A 17,763-nucleotide genomic window follows, 5' to 3' on the forward strand; every position below is an offset into this window, starting at 1 on the left:
GCATGTCCTTTAGGGCATGTTGAGACGGAAAGAGGGAGACGAGCCGCAGTTGTTATGGACCAGTTGCAGGGAGTCGAGGACGCCGCGCTGGCCGAGGAGGATCGGGACTGGGAGGTTCGCGTCGGTGAAGTAGACCGTTCGCTGCGACAGGATCGGCCCATCGGGCTGGCGCCGGCGGCCGATCCGGAGGTCGACGCGGGCGGCATGGCAGGTCGCGGCGCCTGTCGCCGAGGCGAAGCTCTGCGGCGGTCCCAGTCGCTCGGGGTCGAGGCCCAACTCCCTGAGGTAGGGGCGCTGGATCAGGGTGATGGAGGCGCCGGTGTCGACGAGCGCCCTGATCTGCAGCGACCAATCGCGCGACGGGTCGGCTCGGAGCTGGACATGGACGAGCGGTTGGACGAGCGCGCCGAAGCCCGAGACGGCCGTCTCCGTGAACGGATGGGCGATGCCGTGACGCGAGTTCATGGCGGGTCAGAACGGCGAGTCGGAGATGAAGTCGAGCACGATGTCGTCGAGCGGGAGGCCGCTGGCGCGGACCTCCGCGACGACCGCGTCGAGCTCGACGCCGTGCGCGACGACGCCGCGGGTGGGGTGAAGCGCGACGTGCTGGCCGTGGTACTGCACGATCGAAGGGTCGCGAGCTTGCGCTGGCTGTCGGCGAGCTCGCGCTGTAATGCGGCGAGCGTGTCGGCAGACCTCTTGCCGGCTCCTGGCTGCTCGGCCGCCATGAGCGCGACAATCCGGTGGATGACAGCATCGTCCTTCTTGAAGAGCCGCTCGACGATCTCTTGGGGGCTCTCCGACAGACCGGAGCTCTTGCGCGGCTTCTTCGCGACGGCGACCGTCTTGGCGGTCGCCTTCTTTGGCGACCGCCTTCTTTTGGCGGTCGCCTTCTTGCCGGCGGCCTTGCGAGCCGCGGGCTTCTCTTTGGCGACCGCTTTTTGGCTCGCTTCTTCGGCTTCGCGTCGGGCTCGGCCCAGGCGTCGCTGCTGCGCGGCGAGTGTTGCGGATGCGGCTGCATCGTCCGCTGCGCAGGTTAGCGCGCGGGGCGGGGGGTGTCGAGGAGCTCGCAGACGGCCCGGCCGTACTCGGCGAGGGCGGTGTGGAGGCCCTCGGCCTCGTTGGCGGCGGCTTCGCTGGCGCCGGCGACGAAGGCGACGAGGGCGCGCAGGAGCTTGACGCCGGGGTGCGTGACGTCGATGCCGGCGCGCTGCTCGAGCAGGCGGACGATCGCGGGGTTGTCGAGGTTGACGTAGAGGTCGGCGTCGACGCTGGCGTCGATCTTGGCGGTGAACATGCGCATGAGGCCGAGCGCGCCGCCGGCGATCCGGCCGGCCGCCTCGTCGCTCTCGACGCGGCGCTTGAGCTCGGCCTCGCGGTCGGGCACGAGCACGAGCGGGAGCTCGGCGGGGGCGAAGCGGGCGGCGATCAGGCGCTGACCTGGCCTTGTGAGCATGTCCGAAAGGAAAGCCTGCTGGTCGGCCGGGAGGTCGGCGGGAGGAACACGCGCCGGTTGCCGGCGGCGGTGCCTAACTCGATGACGGCGCCGCCGCGGCGGTCGGCGTGGCGGCGGATGAACGGGAGGGCGCCGTAGCGGGTACCGACGACGACGGGGACGCGGAGGGCGCGGAACAGGACCTCCTCGAAGCCGCCGCGCGGGCTGAGGCTGGCGTACAGCTTGCCCTGGCCGCGCCGCGCGACGACGGCGACGGGCAGATCGCCCTCGCTGGTGGGCACGGTGAGCTCGTCGGCGAGCAGTTCGAACAGGCGGTCGTCGCACAGGGCGGCGCCGAGGAGGGCCTCGTTGTGGCGGAGGAGGACGCGCCGCCAGGCCTCGGGCTCGCGCTCGGCGACCTGCTTCATGCCGTCGACGAGGGCCTCGGCGATCGCGGCGGCGACGGCCCGGTAGGCGGGGTCGCGCTGGAGGTCCTCGCGCGAGGCGGTCGGGGTCAGCTTGGCCGATTCGATCGCGCCGCTGACGAAGCCGGCCCACGGCGGCAGGAGCTCGCGCGCGTCGTCGTCGAGCAGCATGCCGCGGACGTAGACGTGGAGGTTGCGGTTGTCGGAGGTGCCGTAGGTGGCGGCGTCGTGGATCCACAACAGACCGCGCACGTCGGTGCCCTCGCGCGCGCCGAGGTCGATCGTGCACAGCGGTTCGAACCGACGCTCGAGGCGGCGGGCGAACTCGAGGCGGAGGGCGCGGGCGCGGGCCGGGTGGACGTCGCCGGCGCGCCACGGGGCGGGCTGAGCGTTGACCGCGAGCTCGTCGTCGTCGACGTAGACCGGCAGCGGCAAGAGGGCGCAGTAGTGAAGCAGGCGGGCGCGCAGGGCCGAGGCGTCGCTCAGCTCGCGGAAGTTGTCCTTGAGGTGCAGCGTGACGGTGGTGCCGACCGGGCGGCTGGCGGCGGGCTCGATGCTGAAGCGCTCGCCGCTGCGCGATTGATAGAGGAGGGTGGTGTCCGGCGATTGATAGGAGGTGGTGGTGACGGCGACGCGGGTGGCGATGACGAAGGCCGAGAGGAAGCCGAGGCCGAACAGGCCGATCAGGTCGTCGCTGCCGTGCTGCTCGCGCAGCTTGCGGGTGTAGCCGGCGCCGATGGTGGCGAGGTAGCGGACGATCTCGTCGCGCGTGAGGCCGGCGCCGGTGTCGCTGACCGAGAGGGTGCCGGCGCCCGGATCGCAGACGACGCGGATCTCCGGCGCGAACGCGGCGGGGTCCTCGAGGCGGCGGCGCACGCACGAGTCGTGGGCGTTCTGGACCAGCTCGCGCAGGGCGACGAAGGGGGTCGAATAGAGGTGCTCGCCGAGCACCGTCATGAGGCCGAAGAGGTCGACCTGGGTGGCGAGGATCTCGGGGGTCGTCATGGTCCGATCAGCTTCTTGACCTTGTCGATGCGGCCCTGGGCGCCGTCGTCGCCGAGGTCGCGCGCCTTCTCGTAGTGGGTCAGGGCGTCGCGGTAGCGCAGCACGACGAAGTAGGCGTCGCCGAGCTTGAGGTGGTACGACTTCGACTGCGGCGCGGCCTCGACGGCGAGCTCGGCGAACTGCACGGCCTTTTGCTTGGCGCCGGTGTCGAAGTAGACGTCCGACAGGCCCATCAAGGCGCGGGCGTTGCGGTTGTCGTAGAAGATCGCCTGGTGGAACAGGCTCTCGGCGTCGTTGCGCCGGCCGGCCTTGAGCGCGACGACGCCGTCGTCGGCCAGCTTCTTGGCCTTGGCGGGGTCGCGGTTCGACTTGAGCGTGGCCTTTTGGGCCGCTCGACGTCGGCGGTGGGGGCGACGTCGGCGGCGGGATCGGGGATGTCCTCGGGGACAGGTACGGGCTCGGGCGGCGGCGGCTCGGGCGGCGGCTCGGGCTCTGTTCGCTTGGCGGCTGGCTTTTGGGGCAGCTGGATGCCGGCGCCGCGGAGGCCGGCGTCGAGGTCGAGGTGCTGGGAGATCGACAGCTGCGAGGCGTCCTGGTGGGCGGCGAGGGTGCGTCGCTGGCGGCGCTCGGCGTCGTCGTCGGCGAGGGCGCTGACGAGGCCGAGGGCCTGCAGCTCGCCGAGCGACCAGCTGCCGCTGCGAGCCTTCTCCTGGAAGAGGGTGAAGGCGCCGGGGGTCATGCCGCTGCGCTCGACGGCCCGCGGGTGGTCGGGGTGGAAGGCGCGGGCCCAGATGTAATACTCGACGGCGAACGGGCGGGCGCCGGCGACGTCCCAGTACTTGTCGCCGAGGTTGACGAGGCCGGCGGCGAACTGGCCGCGCAGCTCCTCGGCGCGAGAGTCGGCGAGGCCGGCGGCAGGTCCGGTGATGGCCTCGAGCTCGAGGACCTTGGTGTAGGCGGTCGGGACGTCGGGCCGGTCCGGCGGCGGGGCGACGTAGAAGGTGTGGCTGGCGGCGACCAGCGCCTCCTCGGCGAGGGCGTCGATGCGCGAGCGCTCGGCGGCGGGCGGGTCGGGGGTGCGCAGGGCGACCGCGACCGCGACGCCGGCGGCGATCAGCGAGACGCCGGCGACGACGGGCCACAGCCACCGCCGCGGTACGGCCTGCGGGCTCGGCATGCGGGCGCGCAGGCGCTCGAGCCGTTCCGGGGCGCACTCGGGCAGCGGGAGGTCGTCCCAGGCGGTGCGCAGGCCGCAGGCGATCTGCGCCTCGCACAAAGCGGCCTCGAGCTCGTGCATGTCGGCGTAGCGGTCGCCTGGCTGTTTGGACAGGCAGCGCAGGACGACCTGCTCGAGCTGCGCGGGCAGCTGGAGGTCGGGCCGCACCTGGCGGAACGAGGGCGGCGGCTGATGCACGTGGGCGTTCAAGACCTCCTCGAGCGCCTCGCTGGGGAACGGCGGGCTACCGGTGAGCAGCTCGAAGGCGACGCAGCCGGCCGCGTACATGTCGAGGCGACCGTCGAAGGCGTGGCCGCGGATCTGCTCGGGCGCCATGTAATGCGGGGTGCCGGCGATCTTGCCGCGCCGCTCCTGGCCGAGCACGGCGCTGATGCCGAAGTCGACGACCTTGACGACGCCGTCGCGCCCGCCCTTGCGCACGAGGATGATGTTCTCCGGCTTGATGTCGCGGTGGACGATGCCGGCCTTGTGCGCGGCGCCCAGGGCCTTGCACAGCTGACGGAAGATGGCGATCACCTCGGCCGGCGGGCGCACCTCGGTCTCGGTGGCGGGCACGAGGTCCTTGCCGTCGAGCAGCTCCATGCAGATGAAGAGCCGGCCGTCGGGCAGCTCGCCGAAGTCGTAGATCTCGACGATGTTGGGGTGACCGGTGCGGCTGGCCGCGCGCGCCTCGGCGCGAAACACCGCGGCCATCTCGGCCCGACGGCTGAGGTCGTAGCGCAGGACCTTGAGCGCCACCTTGCGCTCGATGTCGACGTGCTCGGCCTCGTAGACGACGCCCATGCCGCCCTCGCCGAGCCAGCGCACGAGCCGGTAACGCGTGCCGGGGACGACCCGCCCGCTGACGAGGCGCACGCGGGTGCGCTCGCCGCCCGCGCCCGCAGGAGCCTGCTCCGGCTCGAGCATGGTGCCGACGGTGGCGTCGATCGAGCTGGCCGCAGGGACAGGTTCGGTGATGTCGGGCGAGCTGGCCTGAAGGACAGGTTCGGTGGCGCCGGCCGATCCACCCGCGGCCGCGACCGCCGCGCCCGGGCGCGCGACGCCCGGGGGTCGTCGACCCCAACGGGCTCGCCGGTACGGCCGGGCTCGGTCATTTCGCTACGAGTCTAGGCCAGTTTGCCGGCGCCGACCGAGGGGCTGTCGATCGAAGGCGGAGGGCGTCGTGCGGATCCGCGCAGGCCATGCCGGGCAGCGAGATCGAGCACCGGCGAGACCGCGCAGGCCCGGATCGCCGTCCGCCCGAAGTTCCGCGGGGCGCATCGGCGGGGCCATGATGGCTGGCGAGGCTCGACGAGATCGGTGGCGGCAGGAGGGCTCACGAACACGAGGCGCGCGCCGCCGAGGATCGATCGCGGTGCCCCGGAGCGGGCGGCGACGGAGCGGGCGCTCTCGAAGCGAGCAGCGACCGGGCCAGCGATCACGGAGCGGGCGGCGACGGGCAGGTGCTCGGAGCGAGTAGCGGCCGGGCCAGCGATGACGGAGCGGGCGGCGATGGAGCGGGCGCTCTCGGGGCGAGCCGCGACCGGGCCAGCGATCACGGAGCGGGCGGCGTCGGAGCGGGCTGTGACGGGGCCGGCTGCTTGTCTTGCGGGTAGACGAGGATCTTGGCCAGCTCGGGGGTGACGCGCAGCTCGCCGGAGTGAGTGATGAGTGCGGCGTCGAGGCCCGGGTGCGACTGGATGAACTCGAGGCCGGCGTCGGCGCCGAGGACGGCGACGGCGGTGGCGTAGGCGTCGGCCTCGGTGGCGTTGGGCGCGAGGATCGTGATGCTCTGGAGGCTGCGCTCCTCGGGCACGGGGAAGCCGGTGCGCGGGTCGAGGATGTGCGAGTAACGGACGCCCTCGAATTCGATGAAGCGCTGGTAGTCGCCGGAGGTGACGACGGCCCGGTCGCGCGCGGGGATGGCGGCGACGGAGCCGGGGCCGTCGGGGCGCTGGATGCCGACCATCCAGGTCTTGCCGCCCTTGGTGCCGGACACGAAGGTGTCGCCGCCGCCCTCGACGATGTGGTCGGAAAAGCCGCGCTCGCGCAGGACGGTCGAGGCGCGGTCGACCGCGTAGCCCTTGGCGATCGCGCCGAGGCCCATCTTCATGCCCGGCTTGGCGAGGCGACCGCTGCGGGTGGTCGCGTCGAGCTCGATCGAGCGCCAGTCGACCAGCGGCAGCTTCTCCAGGATCGCCTCGCGCGTCGGCGGGCGGCTGCCGGGGTCGTACTTCCACAGCTGGCCGACGCCGTAGAAGGTGGGGTCGAAGGCGCCGCCGGTGGCCTGGGCGATCTCCTTGCTGCGCTGCAGGACCTCGAACAGCTCGGCGCTGAGCGGGCGCAGCGGGCCGCCGGCGCCGTCGTTGAGCTGCGACAGCTCGCTGCTCGGGCGCCACTCGCTCATGATCTGCTCGATGCGCTCGATCTCCGCGAACGCGGCCTCGATCGCGGCCCCCGCCTCGGCCGGCTTGCGCTCGCCGACGTGGACGTTGATCGAGACGCGGGTGCCCATCTGCTGGGTCTCCGCGTAGATCGTGCCGTCCTTGCGCACGGGCGGGCCCTCGGGCTCCGGGGCGGGCGCGGGGGCCGGCTCCGGGGCTGTCTTTGCGGGCATGTCGCTCGGGACATGTTTGTTCGGACCTGTCCCCTGGGGCTGGTTGCAGCCGAGCAGGAGGACGGCCAGGGCCGCGAGCGCGGGGCGGGTCACTTCTTCTTGTCCGGGCTGAGGCTCGGCGGGCGCGGCGGCGGGGCCTTGGGCGGGGGCGGTCGCGGAGCGGTGACGACCGGGGCCGGCTCGTCGTCGGGCTCGAGCTCGTCGACCGGCTCGAGCTCGTCGATCTCCTCCGGCTCCTCCTCGTCCTCGTCGACGGAGCTCGGCGGCGGGCGGAAGGTCGACTTCACCGGCGGCAGGCTGTCCTCGCCGCCGGGCAGCTTGAAGCTCGGCGGCCGGAACGAGGTGCCGCTCGTGCTGGCGCTGGCCGGGGCCTTCGGCTCGGGCAGGCGGAACGACGAGAACGAGGGCTTGGGGGCCTCCGGCGGGGCCGCCGGCTTGGCGGCCGGACGCGGCGCGCTCGGCTCGGGGGCCGCGGCCGCGGTCGGCGAGGAGGGCGAGCGCTCGGCAGCGGCGGTCGGCCCGGAGGTCGGCTTGCGCAGGTCCGGCAAGGGGCGCTTGCCGGAGGCGGAGTCGGACAGGGCACGGCTGCCGGAGGCGGCAGCGTCGGGCAGCCGCTGCGCGACGGAGGTCTCGGTGATGGGGCGCTTCCCGGAGGCAGCAGCGTCGGGCAGCCGCTGGGCGACGGAGGTCTCGGTGATCGGGCGCCTGCCGGAGGCGGCAGCGTCGGGCAGCCGCTGGGCGACGGAGGTCTCGGTGAGCGGGCGCCTGCCGGAGGCGGCAGCGTCGGGCAGCCGCTGGGCGACGGAGGTCTCGGTGAGCGGGCGCTTGCCGGAGGCGGCAGCGTCGGGCAGCCGCTGGGCGACGGAGGTCTCGGTGGGGCCGAGCGGGCGCTTGCCCGAGGAGGCCGAGTCGGCGGCGTCGAACGGGCGCTTGCCGGAGGTCTCGGCGTCGGCGATCGGGCGCCGGCCGGAGGAGGAAGCGGCGTCCGCGTTCGGCTCGGCTTCGGCGGCCGGGCGCTTGCCGGAACCGGCGAGGCCGGCGGCCGGCTGGCGGAGCTGGCTGGCGGAGGGCTCGCTGCGGCGGAGCTGGGGATCGGTCCGCTGGGGCGGCGACCGGCGGTGGCGGAGTCACCTGGCCGAAGGGCCAGCTCGGCGAGGGCCCGGTGAGCGCTGCTCTCGCCGTCGCCGCGGAGCTCGGCGGGGACCGGGCGGCTGGAGGACGACTCGGACGGCGAGCGCCGCAGGCCGCCGGAGTTCTGCCGGCGCGGCAGCAGCGGGATGTCGTTGAGCTCGGAGAAGTCGTCCTCGGTCTCGGCGAGGCGCGACAGGTCCTCTTCGTGCTCGCTGGTCGGCGCGGGCTCGGCGGTCTTGGCCGCGGAGACGGTCTTGTGTGAGCGCGTGTCGGGGTTGTTGAGGTCGGAGAAGTCGTCCTCGTCGACCGCCACCGGGGCCGGGCGGAACGAGCCGTGCTCGATGACCGGCGCGAACAAAAACTCGCGGCCGCTGGGGAACAGCAGCTGGAAGCGCTCGTGCTCGATGACGTAGTCGTCCTCGACCGCGCCGAGGTTGCGCAGCATCTTGCCGAGCTGCGGCCCGGTGGGCCGGATCGCCCGCAGCGCCTCGAGCCGGCGCAGCGCCGCGGTCATGCCCGCGTCGCGCAAGATCTCCGCGAAGATGTCCTCGACCTCTTCCCAGGTGCCGTGCAGCGGCACGGTGGCGAGGATCCGGCCGCCGATCTTGCCGACCCGGATCATCTCGCCCAGGGCCGGCTCGAGGTCGACCGACTCGCCGAGCACGAGGTTGGCGACGACGAGGTTGTAGCTGTCGTCGGCCATCGCCGTGACGTCGTCGAAGTGGCCGGACTTGAAGTAGACCCGGTTCTTCCACTCGGGGCGGATCCGCGTCTTCGCCATCTCCAGCGCGCCCTCGTCGGGGTCGATCGCCAGGATCTTCGCGCCCGCGCCCAACCGATGCAGCAGCTTGCCCGTGCCGCGCCCGGTCCCGCAGTGGATGTCGAGCGCGAGCACCTCGGGCAGGTTGGGCAGGTTGCGGACGATGAGCCGCGCGAAACGGTCGTGCCAGACCGGAGAGATCTCGCGGTCGAGCACCCGGGCGACCCTTCGGTCGCGGAGCCCTGAAGCTCCGCCGCCGCGACTGTCTTGTGTGCTCAAGGGATGGATGGCGTCGGCCCGGTAGGGCTCAGTTCTTGGGCAGGATGATCAGCCCGAACTCGTAGTTGCTGCCGCCGCCGTTGGCCCGGATCAGCGCCGCCTTGGCGGCCGGGTCGGCCTCGTTGTTGCCGCAGTCCTGGTCGTTCTGCGCCATGCAGTAGTCGAAGCTGATGTTGGTGACGAAGGCCCGGTCGCCGTAGTTGCGCAGGAAGGTCTCGTCGCCCTCGGTGACGCGGATGGCGTGGGTGAAGCCGTCGAAGCCCATGGCCGGGAACTTCGCCGAGGGGCTGGCGCTGACCGAGGCGGCCGCCGAAAGGGCGTTGTACGAGAAGATGTAGGCGTAGAAGCAGCTGCCCGCGCAGTCCTCGTTGTACGTGACCGTGACCTTCGGGTCGGGCACGTCGGTGCCGAAGGTGAAGGTCGGCGGGTTGGCGGCCGCGACGTCGAACACGAGGTGGCCCGGCGAGAGGGTCTTGTCGGCGCCGGTGTCCTCGCGCAGCACGTCGTAGGCGGTGCCGGCCTGGACGTCCTGCGGGGCGCAGTACGGCAGGTAGGCCTTGGTGCCCGACTGCTCGATGGTGGTGATCCACGCGTAGGCGCCGTAGCGGAGCTTGGTGTCGATGGTGCCCGAGAGCTCGCAGGTGTCGGCGCTGACCGCGATGCCCGGCGGGAAGCTGTCGGGGGTGTCGGCGTTGCCGTCGAAGTTGCGGCTGCCGTTGCCGCGGCCGGCCACCAGCGAGCAGGTCGGCGGGACGGTGGCGTCCTTGACCGGGATGACGATGCCCTTGGCGATCAGGCCGTCGAGGTCCTCGCCGTAGGTGATGCAGCCGTCGGGATAGGCGGCCAGCAGCGAGTCGGTGTCGACCTGGATCGGGTCGCGGATCTCGAGGACGCCGCACTCGCTCACGATCACCTGACCGTCGGCGTCGGTGGTCGTCAGCTCGACGTTCGAGATGCCGGTGACCTCGGGCGTGCCCGAGATGACGCCGCTCGTGGGGTCGATCGTGAGGCCCGCGGGCAGGGTGCCGTTGTCGGTCCAGTTGGTGTACGGCGGGCGCCCGCCGACGCCCTTGGCCTCGTAGTTGTAGACGAGGCCGACGAAGCCGTCGGGGATGTCGCCGGGGGCGACGCTCTCGTCGCGGCAGTCGATGCCGGCGCCCGCGTCGATGATGATGTCGCCGCAAGTGATGACCCGCTCCACGTCGCGCCCGTCGACGACGACGACCTTGAGCGGATACATGCCCTCGGCGGTGGGGGTGCCGGAGATCGTGCCGGTGGCCTCGTCGATCATCAGGCCGTCAGGCAGCGGGGTGGACGGGTCGACCGAGAACTTGAAGGGCGCCACGCCGTCCACCGCCGGCGTGTACGAGTAGGGGACGCCGACCTGCCCGCGCGCCGGGTTGGCACACTCGAGCGAGACGTCCTCGGCGAAGCCCCACGGGGCGAACTCGTCGCGCGAACACCCGACGAGGGCGCTGGTGACGAAGGCGGTGGTAAGGACGAGGGGGCGGAGGTGCATCGTCGACTCCTAGGGACGCCTGCGAGGGGCGCCGGGGCAAAGTAACACGAGGAGTTAGCGCTGACTACGCGCCAGGGCAAACAAACCGCGCATCCGCCGGGCGGACGCGGCTGCAGGGGCGCCCCGGCGGGAGGGGCGGAAGCGGGCGGCCGCGCGCAGGCGGCCGATTCGGGGCTGGACGGCCGAACAGGGGCCCAGGCGGCGGTTCAGTTCGCGTCCCGCGAGGCGCCGACCAGGGCCGCGACCGCGTCGGCGTCGCGGGGGATGGCGGCCGTGAGGACGTCCGGGCTGGCCTCGGTGCACAGGACGTCGTCCTCGATCCGGATCCCGCGGACGTCGGCGTAGGCGGTCAGGCGCTCCCGGTCCAGATCGGCCTCGAAGGGGCCGCACAGGGCCCTGTCGCCGAGGATCGCCGGGACCAGGTAGAGCCCCGGCTCGATGGTGACGAGCATGCCGGGCGCCAGGTCGCGGTCGAGGCGGAGGTAGCAGGTGCCGAACTGGCCGCTGCGGGCCCGACCGGGGGCGTAGCCGGCGCGGTCGCCGAGATCTTCCATGTCGTGGACGTCGAGCCCGAGGAGATGCCCGACGCCGTGCGGGAAGAACAGGGCGTGCGCACCCCGCTCGACCAAACCCTCGGGCTCGCCGTGGAAGATCCCCAGGTCGACCAGGCCGCGGGCCAGAGTGAGGCAGGCGCGGAGGTGGATGTCGCGGTACCGGACCCCCGGACGCACCAGGGCCGTCGCGTCCTGGTTGGCCTGCAGCACCACGTCGTAGAGCGCCCGCTGGGTCGGGCTCCACGCGCCCGCGACCGGCCAGGTGCGAGTCACGTCGCTGGCCCAGCCGTGACAGTCGGCGCCGCAGTCGGCCAGCAGGAGATCGCCGGTCCGCAGCGGGTGATGACTGTGCTCGTTGTGCAACACCTCGCCGTGGACGGTGACGATGCTGCCGTAGGCCGGGGTCATGCCGCGGGCCGCGAACTCCGCCTCGATCGCGGCCCGCACGTCGCTCTCGTGCCGCCCCGGCCGCGTCGCCGCCATGCCCGCGAGGTGACCGGCGCGCGCGGCCTCCGCGGACTGCCGCAGCAGCTCGAGCGCCGGCGCATCATGTTGCAGGCGCAACGAGATCACCGCGTCGGCGAGCTCGGCGTCCTTGCCGGTGAGCGCGACGGCCCCGGCCTCGGACTCGTCGTGCGCGCCCCACGGCCGCCCGAGCAGCGAGGCCTGCCGCGCCCGCGTGCGCGGGTGGATCGCCGGCAGCGTGGCGACGCCGCGCAAGGAGTCGAGCGCGGTCCGCAGCTCGGCGAGCGGGCGGATCTTCCGCACCCCGGTGGCTGCCTGCAGCTCGTCCCAGGTGGCGCTCGGACCGATCCACAATGGATCGTCCGGCGCTGGCGGCGCGGCGAAGATCTCCCACCCGTCCCCGCTGCCGACCAGCACCGCCCCCGGCCAGTGCACGCCGGTGAAGTAGAGGAAGTGGCTGTGCGCGCGGTACGGGTAGACGTTGGCCGCGTAGTTGCGCGGCACGAGGTCGCCGGCGAAGAAGATCGCGGGCTCGCCGGCGAGGGCGCGCGACAGTCGCGAGCGACGAGAGGCGTAGACCGCGGCCGGCTGCGGCGGGACGAGGACGGACATGCGCCGGAGCTTACCGCAGGTGGCAGAAGTTCATGAGGGCCGTCGGTGCGCGATGTGCGCGTGGCGTCACGGGCCGACGCGCTGGAGGTTTATCGTCACCACGGTGTCGAATGGCATGACCATCTCGAGGGCATAAACGCCGGCCTCGAGCTGCAATTCCTCATCGGCCTGCCGGAAGGTGCGAATCGACTGCTCCTCACAATCTCCGCAGCGAGTCATCACGACCTGAGAGCGCGGATATTCCGTCGAGAGCGGCGGCACGTCGTAGGCGATCTCCAGGCGATAGGTCCCCCCGGTTCTTACCTCGATCGTCTGCTGCGCGGCGATGTCGAGGTCGTCCTCGCCCGCGCTGCCGTAGAAGTCGGGATCGTCGCACGAGGCGGCGCGCGTGAGGTGGAAGCGGTCTCCCACCGCGATGGCAGACTCCGGCTCGCAGACGTCGAGCTGATACTGACAGCGCGCCGGCCCCGACAGATACTCGGCCTCGAGCGCCTGGAAGCTCGCGCCGTAGATGCTCGCCATCAGCGCCTCGATCTCCGCGCGCGAGCGCCCGAGAGATCGCTGGAACACCTGCTTGAAGCGCTCCAGGCCGCGTGTGTCGACGAGGAATCGGACGAAGTAGGCGGCCGCGCCGTAGTCGACCTCGGCGGGGATCCGGTCCAGCATGTCGCCCACGGGCGCGGGCGGCGGCGGCGTGGCGCGGTCGAGGGTCTGCGACAGCGACTCGGCGAGGCCCTCGTTGAAGAAGGGGGCGCTCTGACCCCAGAGCCGATCGATCACCGCATGACCGAGTTCGTGCCGCACCACCCCGAGCGTCCTCCGTCCCTCCAGGTCGAGATCTGCGAGATAGACAGTCTCTTCGGCGGCGACGTAACAAGACGACGACGCATACAAGTCGGCGCAAGGAGACTCGGTGCCGACAACCAGAACGGGCACGTTCAGATAAGCTGGTGCGGCAACTCCGAAGAAACTGAAAATACGCTCGATATAGCGATCGAGGTGCGGAATGCTTCCCGCGCAAACTTCCCGCGCGTCGTTCTCGAGCGAGAGCTCGACGTGCTGATCGTGGGATGCGCCGGGCTCGGGAGTGCAAGCGAGCACCCAGACAGCGATGAGCTGTAGCGCGAGAGAGGCGTGTCGGCGCTGGGTCATACGTTGCCACAATCTTCCGGGTCGATGACGCAGAGTTCGGTGCCGCGGCCGAGCCAGCCCATCGCCGCGTCGCAAATGCCGTCCTCCGGCCAGGGGCACGGGTCCAGTTCGGTGTCCTCGCCAAGGTTGTCGCCGACGCGGATTTCGGCCCCTACGGTGATGCGCGCGAGCAGTGAGTCGACCATGGACGGTGGTAAAGATGCATTGCCATACAAGGAAAAATTTCCCGACACTTCGGCGAGCGCCGGAAACCACGCGTCCGAACCGGTGAAGGCCGCGTTGCGGACGACCGCCAGGTCGCCGATGCGCGCCAGCGCGGAGAAGGCGACAAGCTCGGGCAGCGCCTCGTTTTCTTCCAGCGTCAGGCCGGCGAGCGATTCGACCGCGCCGAACCCCGTCACCGTCTGCAACGCGGGGTTGAGCGCGATGTGCAGACGACCGTCAGCGGCCAGCGCGGACGGGGCGCCGTCGATCCGCTCGAGGCCCGCGTTGTCCGTGATCGTGAGCCACGAAGTGCCGGGCGCGGTCCAGTGGATCTCCTCGAGGGCGTCGTTGTCTTCGATCAGCGCGGCTCTCACGGTTTCCAGGGCCGAGAACCCGTCCAGGGATTCGAGCGAGGCGTTGCTGACGAGCGAGAGGGTCTGGGCCGCTCGGAGCGCCGGCAGCTCGGCGGAGCGCAGGCTCGGGTTCTCTGTCACCAGGAGGTCGCCGCCGACCTCGCGGAGCGCGGGGAGCTCGAGGGCGAGCAGGCCGGCGTTGTGGGTGACGCGGAAGTCGCCCGCGATCTCGGTCAGTTCCGAAAGACCCTGGAGCTCGAGCAGCGACGGATTGAGGGTGATGAACGCCGTCTCGACGGCCGTCACGCCCTCGCCCAACTGCAGCTCGACCAGCGCCGGATTCTCCGCCACGTAGAGCCCTCCGGACAGGTCCTCGAGGACAGGGAAGCCACGCACGGCGGTGAGGGCGGGGTTGTGCGAGATCGAGAGCGAGCCGCCGATGCTCACCAGCGCCGGCCAGGCCGGCAGCTCCGCGAGCGCCGGGTTGTCGTGAACGATCAGGGAGCCCTCGATCGCCTCGACGCGCGCCAACACCGTCAGTTCTTCCGGCGCTCGTCCCTGCACGACCAGATCGCCGCGCACGCAGAGGAGACCGGTGGGAGGCGATTGCCATAGTTGCGCGCCCTCGATGCAGGCAGCATCGTCGGGCGCGCAACCCACGAGGACGGCGACGCAGGAGCTCAGCGCCCATGTTGCCCGGTAGTGCGTCACGTGCCCGATCTCGCGTAGCATAGTCAAAAGGTCCCGTCCAATCGGGTTGCGCGCAAGTGACGCGCGCTCGGTCCGGCGCGCCCTCGCAGGTGCGACGGACCGGGCGAGTCCGCGTCAGCTCCCGGTGATACGCAGCCAGAGCGACATACCCTGCGACGACCAGTTGAGGTCGAGCTGGAGTTGCTGGCCGTTCCAGGTACCGCGGGCGCCGTCGACCACGACCACCGCACCGTCGACGCCGGCGCTCAGCGGCATGCCGTCGAGGGTGACGCCGCCCGTCGAGACGGTGGCGAACAGATCGGCGTCGGAGAAGGTGACCAGCCCGGTCCGCTGATTCAGCTCACCGAGCACCGGCTGCAGCAGCCGGACCTCGAGGTCCGAGACGGCGAACGGCACCGAGGTCGTCGCCCCGTTCGCGTCCCTCGTGGTGTAGAGGCCGTGCACCTCGGCGGAGCCGGCGCGGATGTCGTTGAGCGAGACGTCGCAGACCAGGACCCCGGGCGGGCAAGCGGCGAGGGAGAAGTCGAGGACCCCGTTCAACTCGTTGGTGCTGGCCGAGCCGCCGCCGATCGTGAGCTCGGCGGATGCGGCGAAGGACAGCGGATCTTCCAGCCACATCGGGCCGCTGCCCGAGCACATCGTGAGGGGATGGGTGGCCTCGGTCGGGGTGAAGTTGTAGAGGTCGCCGCACGGGAACGTGGGGCTCCAGATCTTCGTCTCGCTGTTGTCGGCCTCGGTCTGGTGGCCCTGGTTCTTGAATACGCACAGCTCGTAGCAACTGTTCGCCGCGGTCTGCTCCGAGTCGGCGGTGACGCAATCCGGGACGAGCCCCGGAGGCATGCAGCGCTCCTGCTCCGTCGTCGGCGGGAAGGTGTCGGTCATCACCCCGCAGATCGTCGGGGAGCCGTTGCAGATCCAGATGCCGGTGGACGGCGGCTCCTCGGGGCCGCCGGTCGGATCCGTCCCGCCCTCGCACCACTGCTCCAGCACCTCGTAGTCGTTCAGCCCGTTCTTGGCCGGGCACCACGACAGCTCGTTCCACGCGTCCTTGGGCATGTTGTCGTTGAGCCAGCCGGCCACCTGGTTGCCACACGCACGGCAGTCGTCGCACCCCGACATGAACCAGCCGTCGCGGATCTCCGGCACCGACTCGTCATCCTCGGTGTCGGGGTCGTCGGCCGCCGGGGCCGGCAGGTTGGCGCAGTCGACGACGCCCTGGAACGGCGCTCCGGAGAGCTGCGGCTTGCCGTCGTAATCCGCCGGTGTGCCGCCCCACAGGTCGGCGCAGATCGACTCGCGCACGTAATGGCCGCGCGCGGAGCAGTCCCAGTCGTCCTGCGTGATGCAGACGAGCTGGTCACCCGAGACGTCGGGCGTGCATTCCACGACGTAGCCCGGCCACACGGGATCGGCGCCTCCGCCCGTCTCGCTGGGCGTGCTGGTGTCGGTCGACCCCACGCTGTCGCCGCAGCCCGCGAGCGTGCAGGCCAGGACGAGGATCGAGACGAGGGAACGATGGATGATACGGGATTGCATGACTACGGGGCTCCTTCTACGATTCGGTCGCGGCGAGATAGCGTCTCGCCCGCGCTGCAGGTAAAGCACCCGTCGACCTCGTCTTCAACCCATTTCAGCGCACCCTCGATTGTGAGGACCAGGCTCAACTCGAGTTGGGGCACCGAGACCGGCGTTGGGAAGCGACCCCGGTCATGAAGATAGTCACTCATTGTCGTGAGCATTTACGCCGACCAGAGTTGGCAATGCACAATCCGAGTTGGAGGCCGCGCTGCAATGGTGTGTCCCACGATCTCGATGTCATGAGATAACTCTCGCCTTCCTCGCGCGGATTGGGCCTCTTCTCTTCGGCCGCGCGGGCCAGTACCCTCGCGCGCGTGGGCCAACCCCGGAACGGCGTCTGTTGTGGATCTTGATCGGCCTGGCGCTGCTGTCGCGCCTGGTCTGGGTGCTGTGGGTGCATCCGCCGGGGGAATACCTGTACAGCGACATGCGGCTGTACATGGAGCGGGCGGTGGCGCTGGCGGACAAGGGCATCCCGGCGCCGACGCGGACGCTGGCGTGGCAGGCCTACGGCACGCACATGCTGCTGGCGGCGCCGCTGCGGCTGTTCGGCACCGCGCCGCCGATGCTCTCGGGGGCGCTGCTGTGGGGCCTCCTCGGCGCCGCGTCGGTGCCGCTGGCGTACCTGCTGGCGTGCCGGGTGCTGCGCGAGCGCTGGCAGGCGCGCACGGCCGGGATCGCGGCGCTGCTGTGGTTCCCGAACCTGTCGACGACCGGCTTCTTCCTCTCGGAGACGCCGTTCTTGCGCGCAGCTGCTGTCGCTGTACTGGCTGGTGGTGTGCTTCCAGGAGGGTCGGCGCGCCTGGCCGGCGGGCGTGGCCTCGGCGATCGCGTTCATGCTGCGGCCGCAAGCGGCGGTGTTCTACGTGTTCGTGCTGCTGATCTGGCTGGTCAACGTGCGCCGGCTGCAGCACATCAAGTGGCACCACATCGTCGGCGTCGGCGCGCCGCTGGTGCTCGCGCTCGGCTTCAGCCTGTGGCGCTTCCACTACCACACCGGCTATTGGGGCGGGATCGCCGAGAACGCCAACATGAACCTCACCGCCGGGCGGTGCCACAACATCAACACCCAGGCGTACCGCACCGAGCGCGAGTGGCGGACGGCCGAGCGCAAGGACGACCAGACCAATGGCCGGCGCGTGACCCTGCCCGGCTTCCGCACGCTCAAGAACTGGGTGCCCGAGTGGTCGCCGCTGGCGCTGCGCCCGGCCCTCAAGGGCGACAGCATCCGCTTCGTCGGCTACATCGGCGACCCGTTCATCCACAAGGACATCCGCGCCAAGTGCTACGCGGCCACCGGTCTCTTGGAGCAGGTGCGCTACAGCTTCGTCAACATGATGCTGCAGTGGTTCGTCGCCGGGCAGTGGCCCGAGACCAGCAAGGGCCACAAGCACACGCTGGTGGTCGCCGAGGTCTACCGCTACTTCTTCAACACGGTGGTGCTGCTGCCGTCGCTGGTCGGCGTCGGCCTGGCGCTGCGCGGGGTCCGGCGCGATCCGGCGCTGGCCGTGCTGGCGGCCTGCCTGGTGGGGGCCATGATCATCGCCGCGATCTTCTTCGGCGACCCGCGCCTGCGCACGCCGTACGACCCGGTGTCGATCATCCTCGCGCTCTACGCGGTCGCCGTGGTCCTGCCGGCGTGGCGTGCGTGGCGGGCCCGGCGGGCCGGCGCCACGCCCTCGCCGGCGGCGTGAAGGGCCGCTCACGGGCGCGGGCGAGCGGCCGCGGCGGTTTTCGCGGTGCCGCC

General features: G+C 71.4%; 15 protein-coding genes and 1 pseudogene. 2 read left to right on the forward strand and 14 right to left on the reverse strand.

Translation table 11 applies throughout. The annotated features are described in order from the left end of the window. Positions 1-9: 9 nt before the first annotated feature. On the reverse strand, positions 10-465 hold the full coding sequence (locus OV079_RS39230; RefSeq protein ID WP_267774772.1) for a retropepsin-like aspartic protease: 456 nt from the start codon (positions 463-465) through the stop codon (positions 10-12). Between the two features lie 6 nt (positions 466-471). Continuing rightward, on the reverse strand, positions 472-624 hold the full coding sequence (locus OV079_RS39235; RefSeq protein ID WP_267774773.1) for a hypothetical protein: 153 nt from the start codon (positions 622-624) through the stop codon (positions 472-474). Between the two features lie 119 nt (positions 625-743). On the opposite strand from OV079_RS39235, the gene OV079_RS39240 reads away from it, so the two are divergent. Then, entirely contained in the window at positions 744-1,040 is a 297-nt protein-coding gene (locus OV079_RS39240) for a hypothetical protein (protein ID WP_267774774.1), read from the forward strand. Here OV079_RS39240 and OV079_RS39250 read toward each other — a convergent pair. From OV079_RS39250 to OV079_RS39305, 12 genes and pseudogenes are all read right to left on the reverse strand, one after another. Further along, positions 1,037-2,865 (reverse strand): annotated as a pseudogene (locus OV079_RS39250) (ATP-binding protein). The gene OV079_RS39240 and the pseudogene OV079_RS39250 overlap by 4 nt on opposite strands. Beyond that, on the reverse strand, positions 2,862-3,203 hold the full coding sequence (locus tag OV079_RS39255; protein ID WP_338089128.1) for a tetratricopeptide repeat protein: 342 nt from the start codon (positions 3,201-3,203) through the stop codon (positions 2,862-2,864). Before OV079_RS39255 ends, OV079_RS39250 begins: the two are co-directional and overlap by 4 nt. Beyond that, complete coding sequence (locus tag OV079_RS39260; protein ID WP_267774778.1) at positions 3,098-5,008, reverse strand: serine/threonine-protein kinase; 1,911 nt, start codon at positions 5,006-5,008, stop codon at positions 3,098-3,100. Before OV079_RS39260 ends, OV079_RS39255 begins: the two co-directional genes overlap by 106 nt. A 628-nt stretch (positions 5,009-5,636) precedes the next feature. Continuing rightward, complete coding sequence (locus OV079_RS39265; protein ID WP_267774780.1) at positions 5,637-6,791, reverse strand: FAD:protein FMN transferase; 1,155 nt, start codon at positions 6,789-6,791, stop codon at positions 5,637-5,639. Further along, on the reverse strand, positions 6,788-6,985 hold the full coding sequence (locus tag OV079_RS39270) for a hypothetical protein (RefSeq protein WP_267774781.1): 198 nt from the start codon (positions 6,983-6,985) through the stop codon (positions 6,788-6,790). The genes OV079_RS39265 and OV079_RS39270 overlap by 4 nt, the downstream gene beginning before the upstream one ends. Further along, the gene (locus OV079_RS39275) at positions 6,982-8,805 is read right to left on the reverse strand and encodes a class I SAM-dependent methyltransferase (RefSeq protein WP_267774782.1); all 1,824 of its coding nucleotides are present in this window, start codon (positions 8,803-8,805) and stop codon (positions 6,982-6,984) included. Before OV079_RS39275 ends, OV079_RS39270 begins: the two co-directional genes overlap by 4 nt. Before the next feature lie 91 nt (positions 8,806-8,896). Then, entirely contained in the window at positions 8,897-10,387 is a 1,491-nt protein-coding gene (locus tag OV079_RS39280; protein WP_267774783.1) for an Ig domain-containing protein, read from the reverse strand. 206 nt (positions 10,388-10,593) lie between these two features. Next, complete coding sequence (locus OV079_RS39285) at positions 10,594-12,018, reverse strand: aminopeptidase P family protein (RefSeq protein WP_267774784.1); 1,425 nt, start codon at positions 12,016-12,018, stop codon at positions 10,594-10,596. A gap of 66 nt (positions 12,019-12,084) precedes the next feature. Further along, positions 12,085-13,170 (reverse strand): hypothetical protein, encoded by a 1,086-nt coding sequence (locus OV079_RS39290; protein ID WP_267774785.1) that lies wholly within the window; start codon positions 13,168-13,170, stop codon positions 12,085-12,087. Next, the gene (locus OV079_RS39295) at positions 13,167-14,459 is read right to left on the reverse strand and encodes a receptor L domain-containing protein (protein ID WP_267774786.1); all 1,293 of its coding nucleotides are present in this window, start codon (positions 14,457-14,459) and stop codon (positions 13,167-13,169) included. The genes OV079_RS39290 and OV079_RS39295 overlap by 4 nt, the downstream gene beginning before the upstream one ends. A gap of 93 nt (positions 14,460-14,552) precedes the next feature. Next, the gene (locus OV079_RS39300; RefSeq protein WP_267774788.1) at positions 14,553-15,974 is read right to left on the reverse strand and encodes a hypothetical protein; all 1,422 of its coding nucleotides are present in this window, start codon (positions 15,972-15,974) and stop codon (positions 14,553-14,555) included. Positions 15,975-16,523: 549 nt separating this feature from the next. After that, positions 16,524-16,685, reverse strand: coding sequence for a hypothetical protein (locus OV079_RS39305; RefSeq protein WP_267774789.1), 162 nt, complete (start codon positions 16,683-16,685; stop codon positions 16,524-16,526). Positions 16,686-16,792: 107 nt separating this feature from the next. Between OV079_RS39305 and OV079_RS39310 the strand changes: the two genes are divergently transcribed. Continuing rightward, positions 16,793-17,710 carry a hypothetical protein gene (locus OV079_RS39310; protein WP_267774790.1) on the forward strand — a complete coding sequence of 306 codons (918 nt, stop codon included), beginning with the start codon at positions 16,793-16,795 and terminating at the stop codon, positions 17,708-17,710. Positions 17,711-17,763: the final 53 nt, after the last annotated feature.

Origin of the sequence: Nannocystis pusilla, assembly GCF_026626665.1 — a bacterium.
GTDB classification, from domain to species: domain Bacteria; phylum Myxococcota_A; class Polyangia; order Nannocystales; family Nannocystaceae; genus Nannocystis; species Nannocystis pusilla.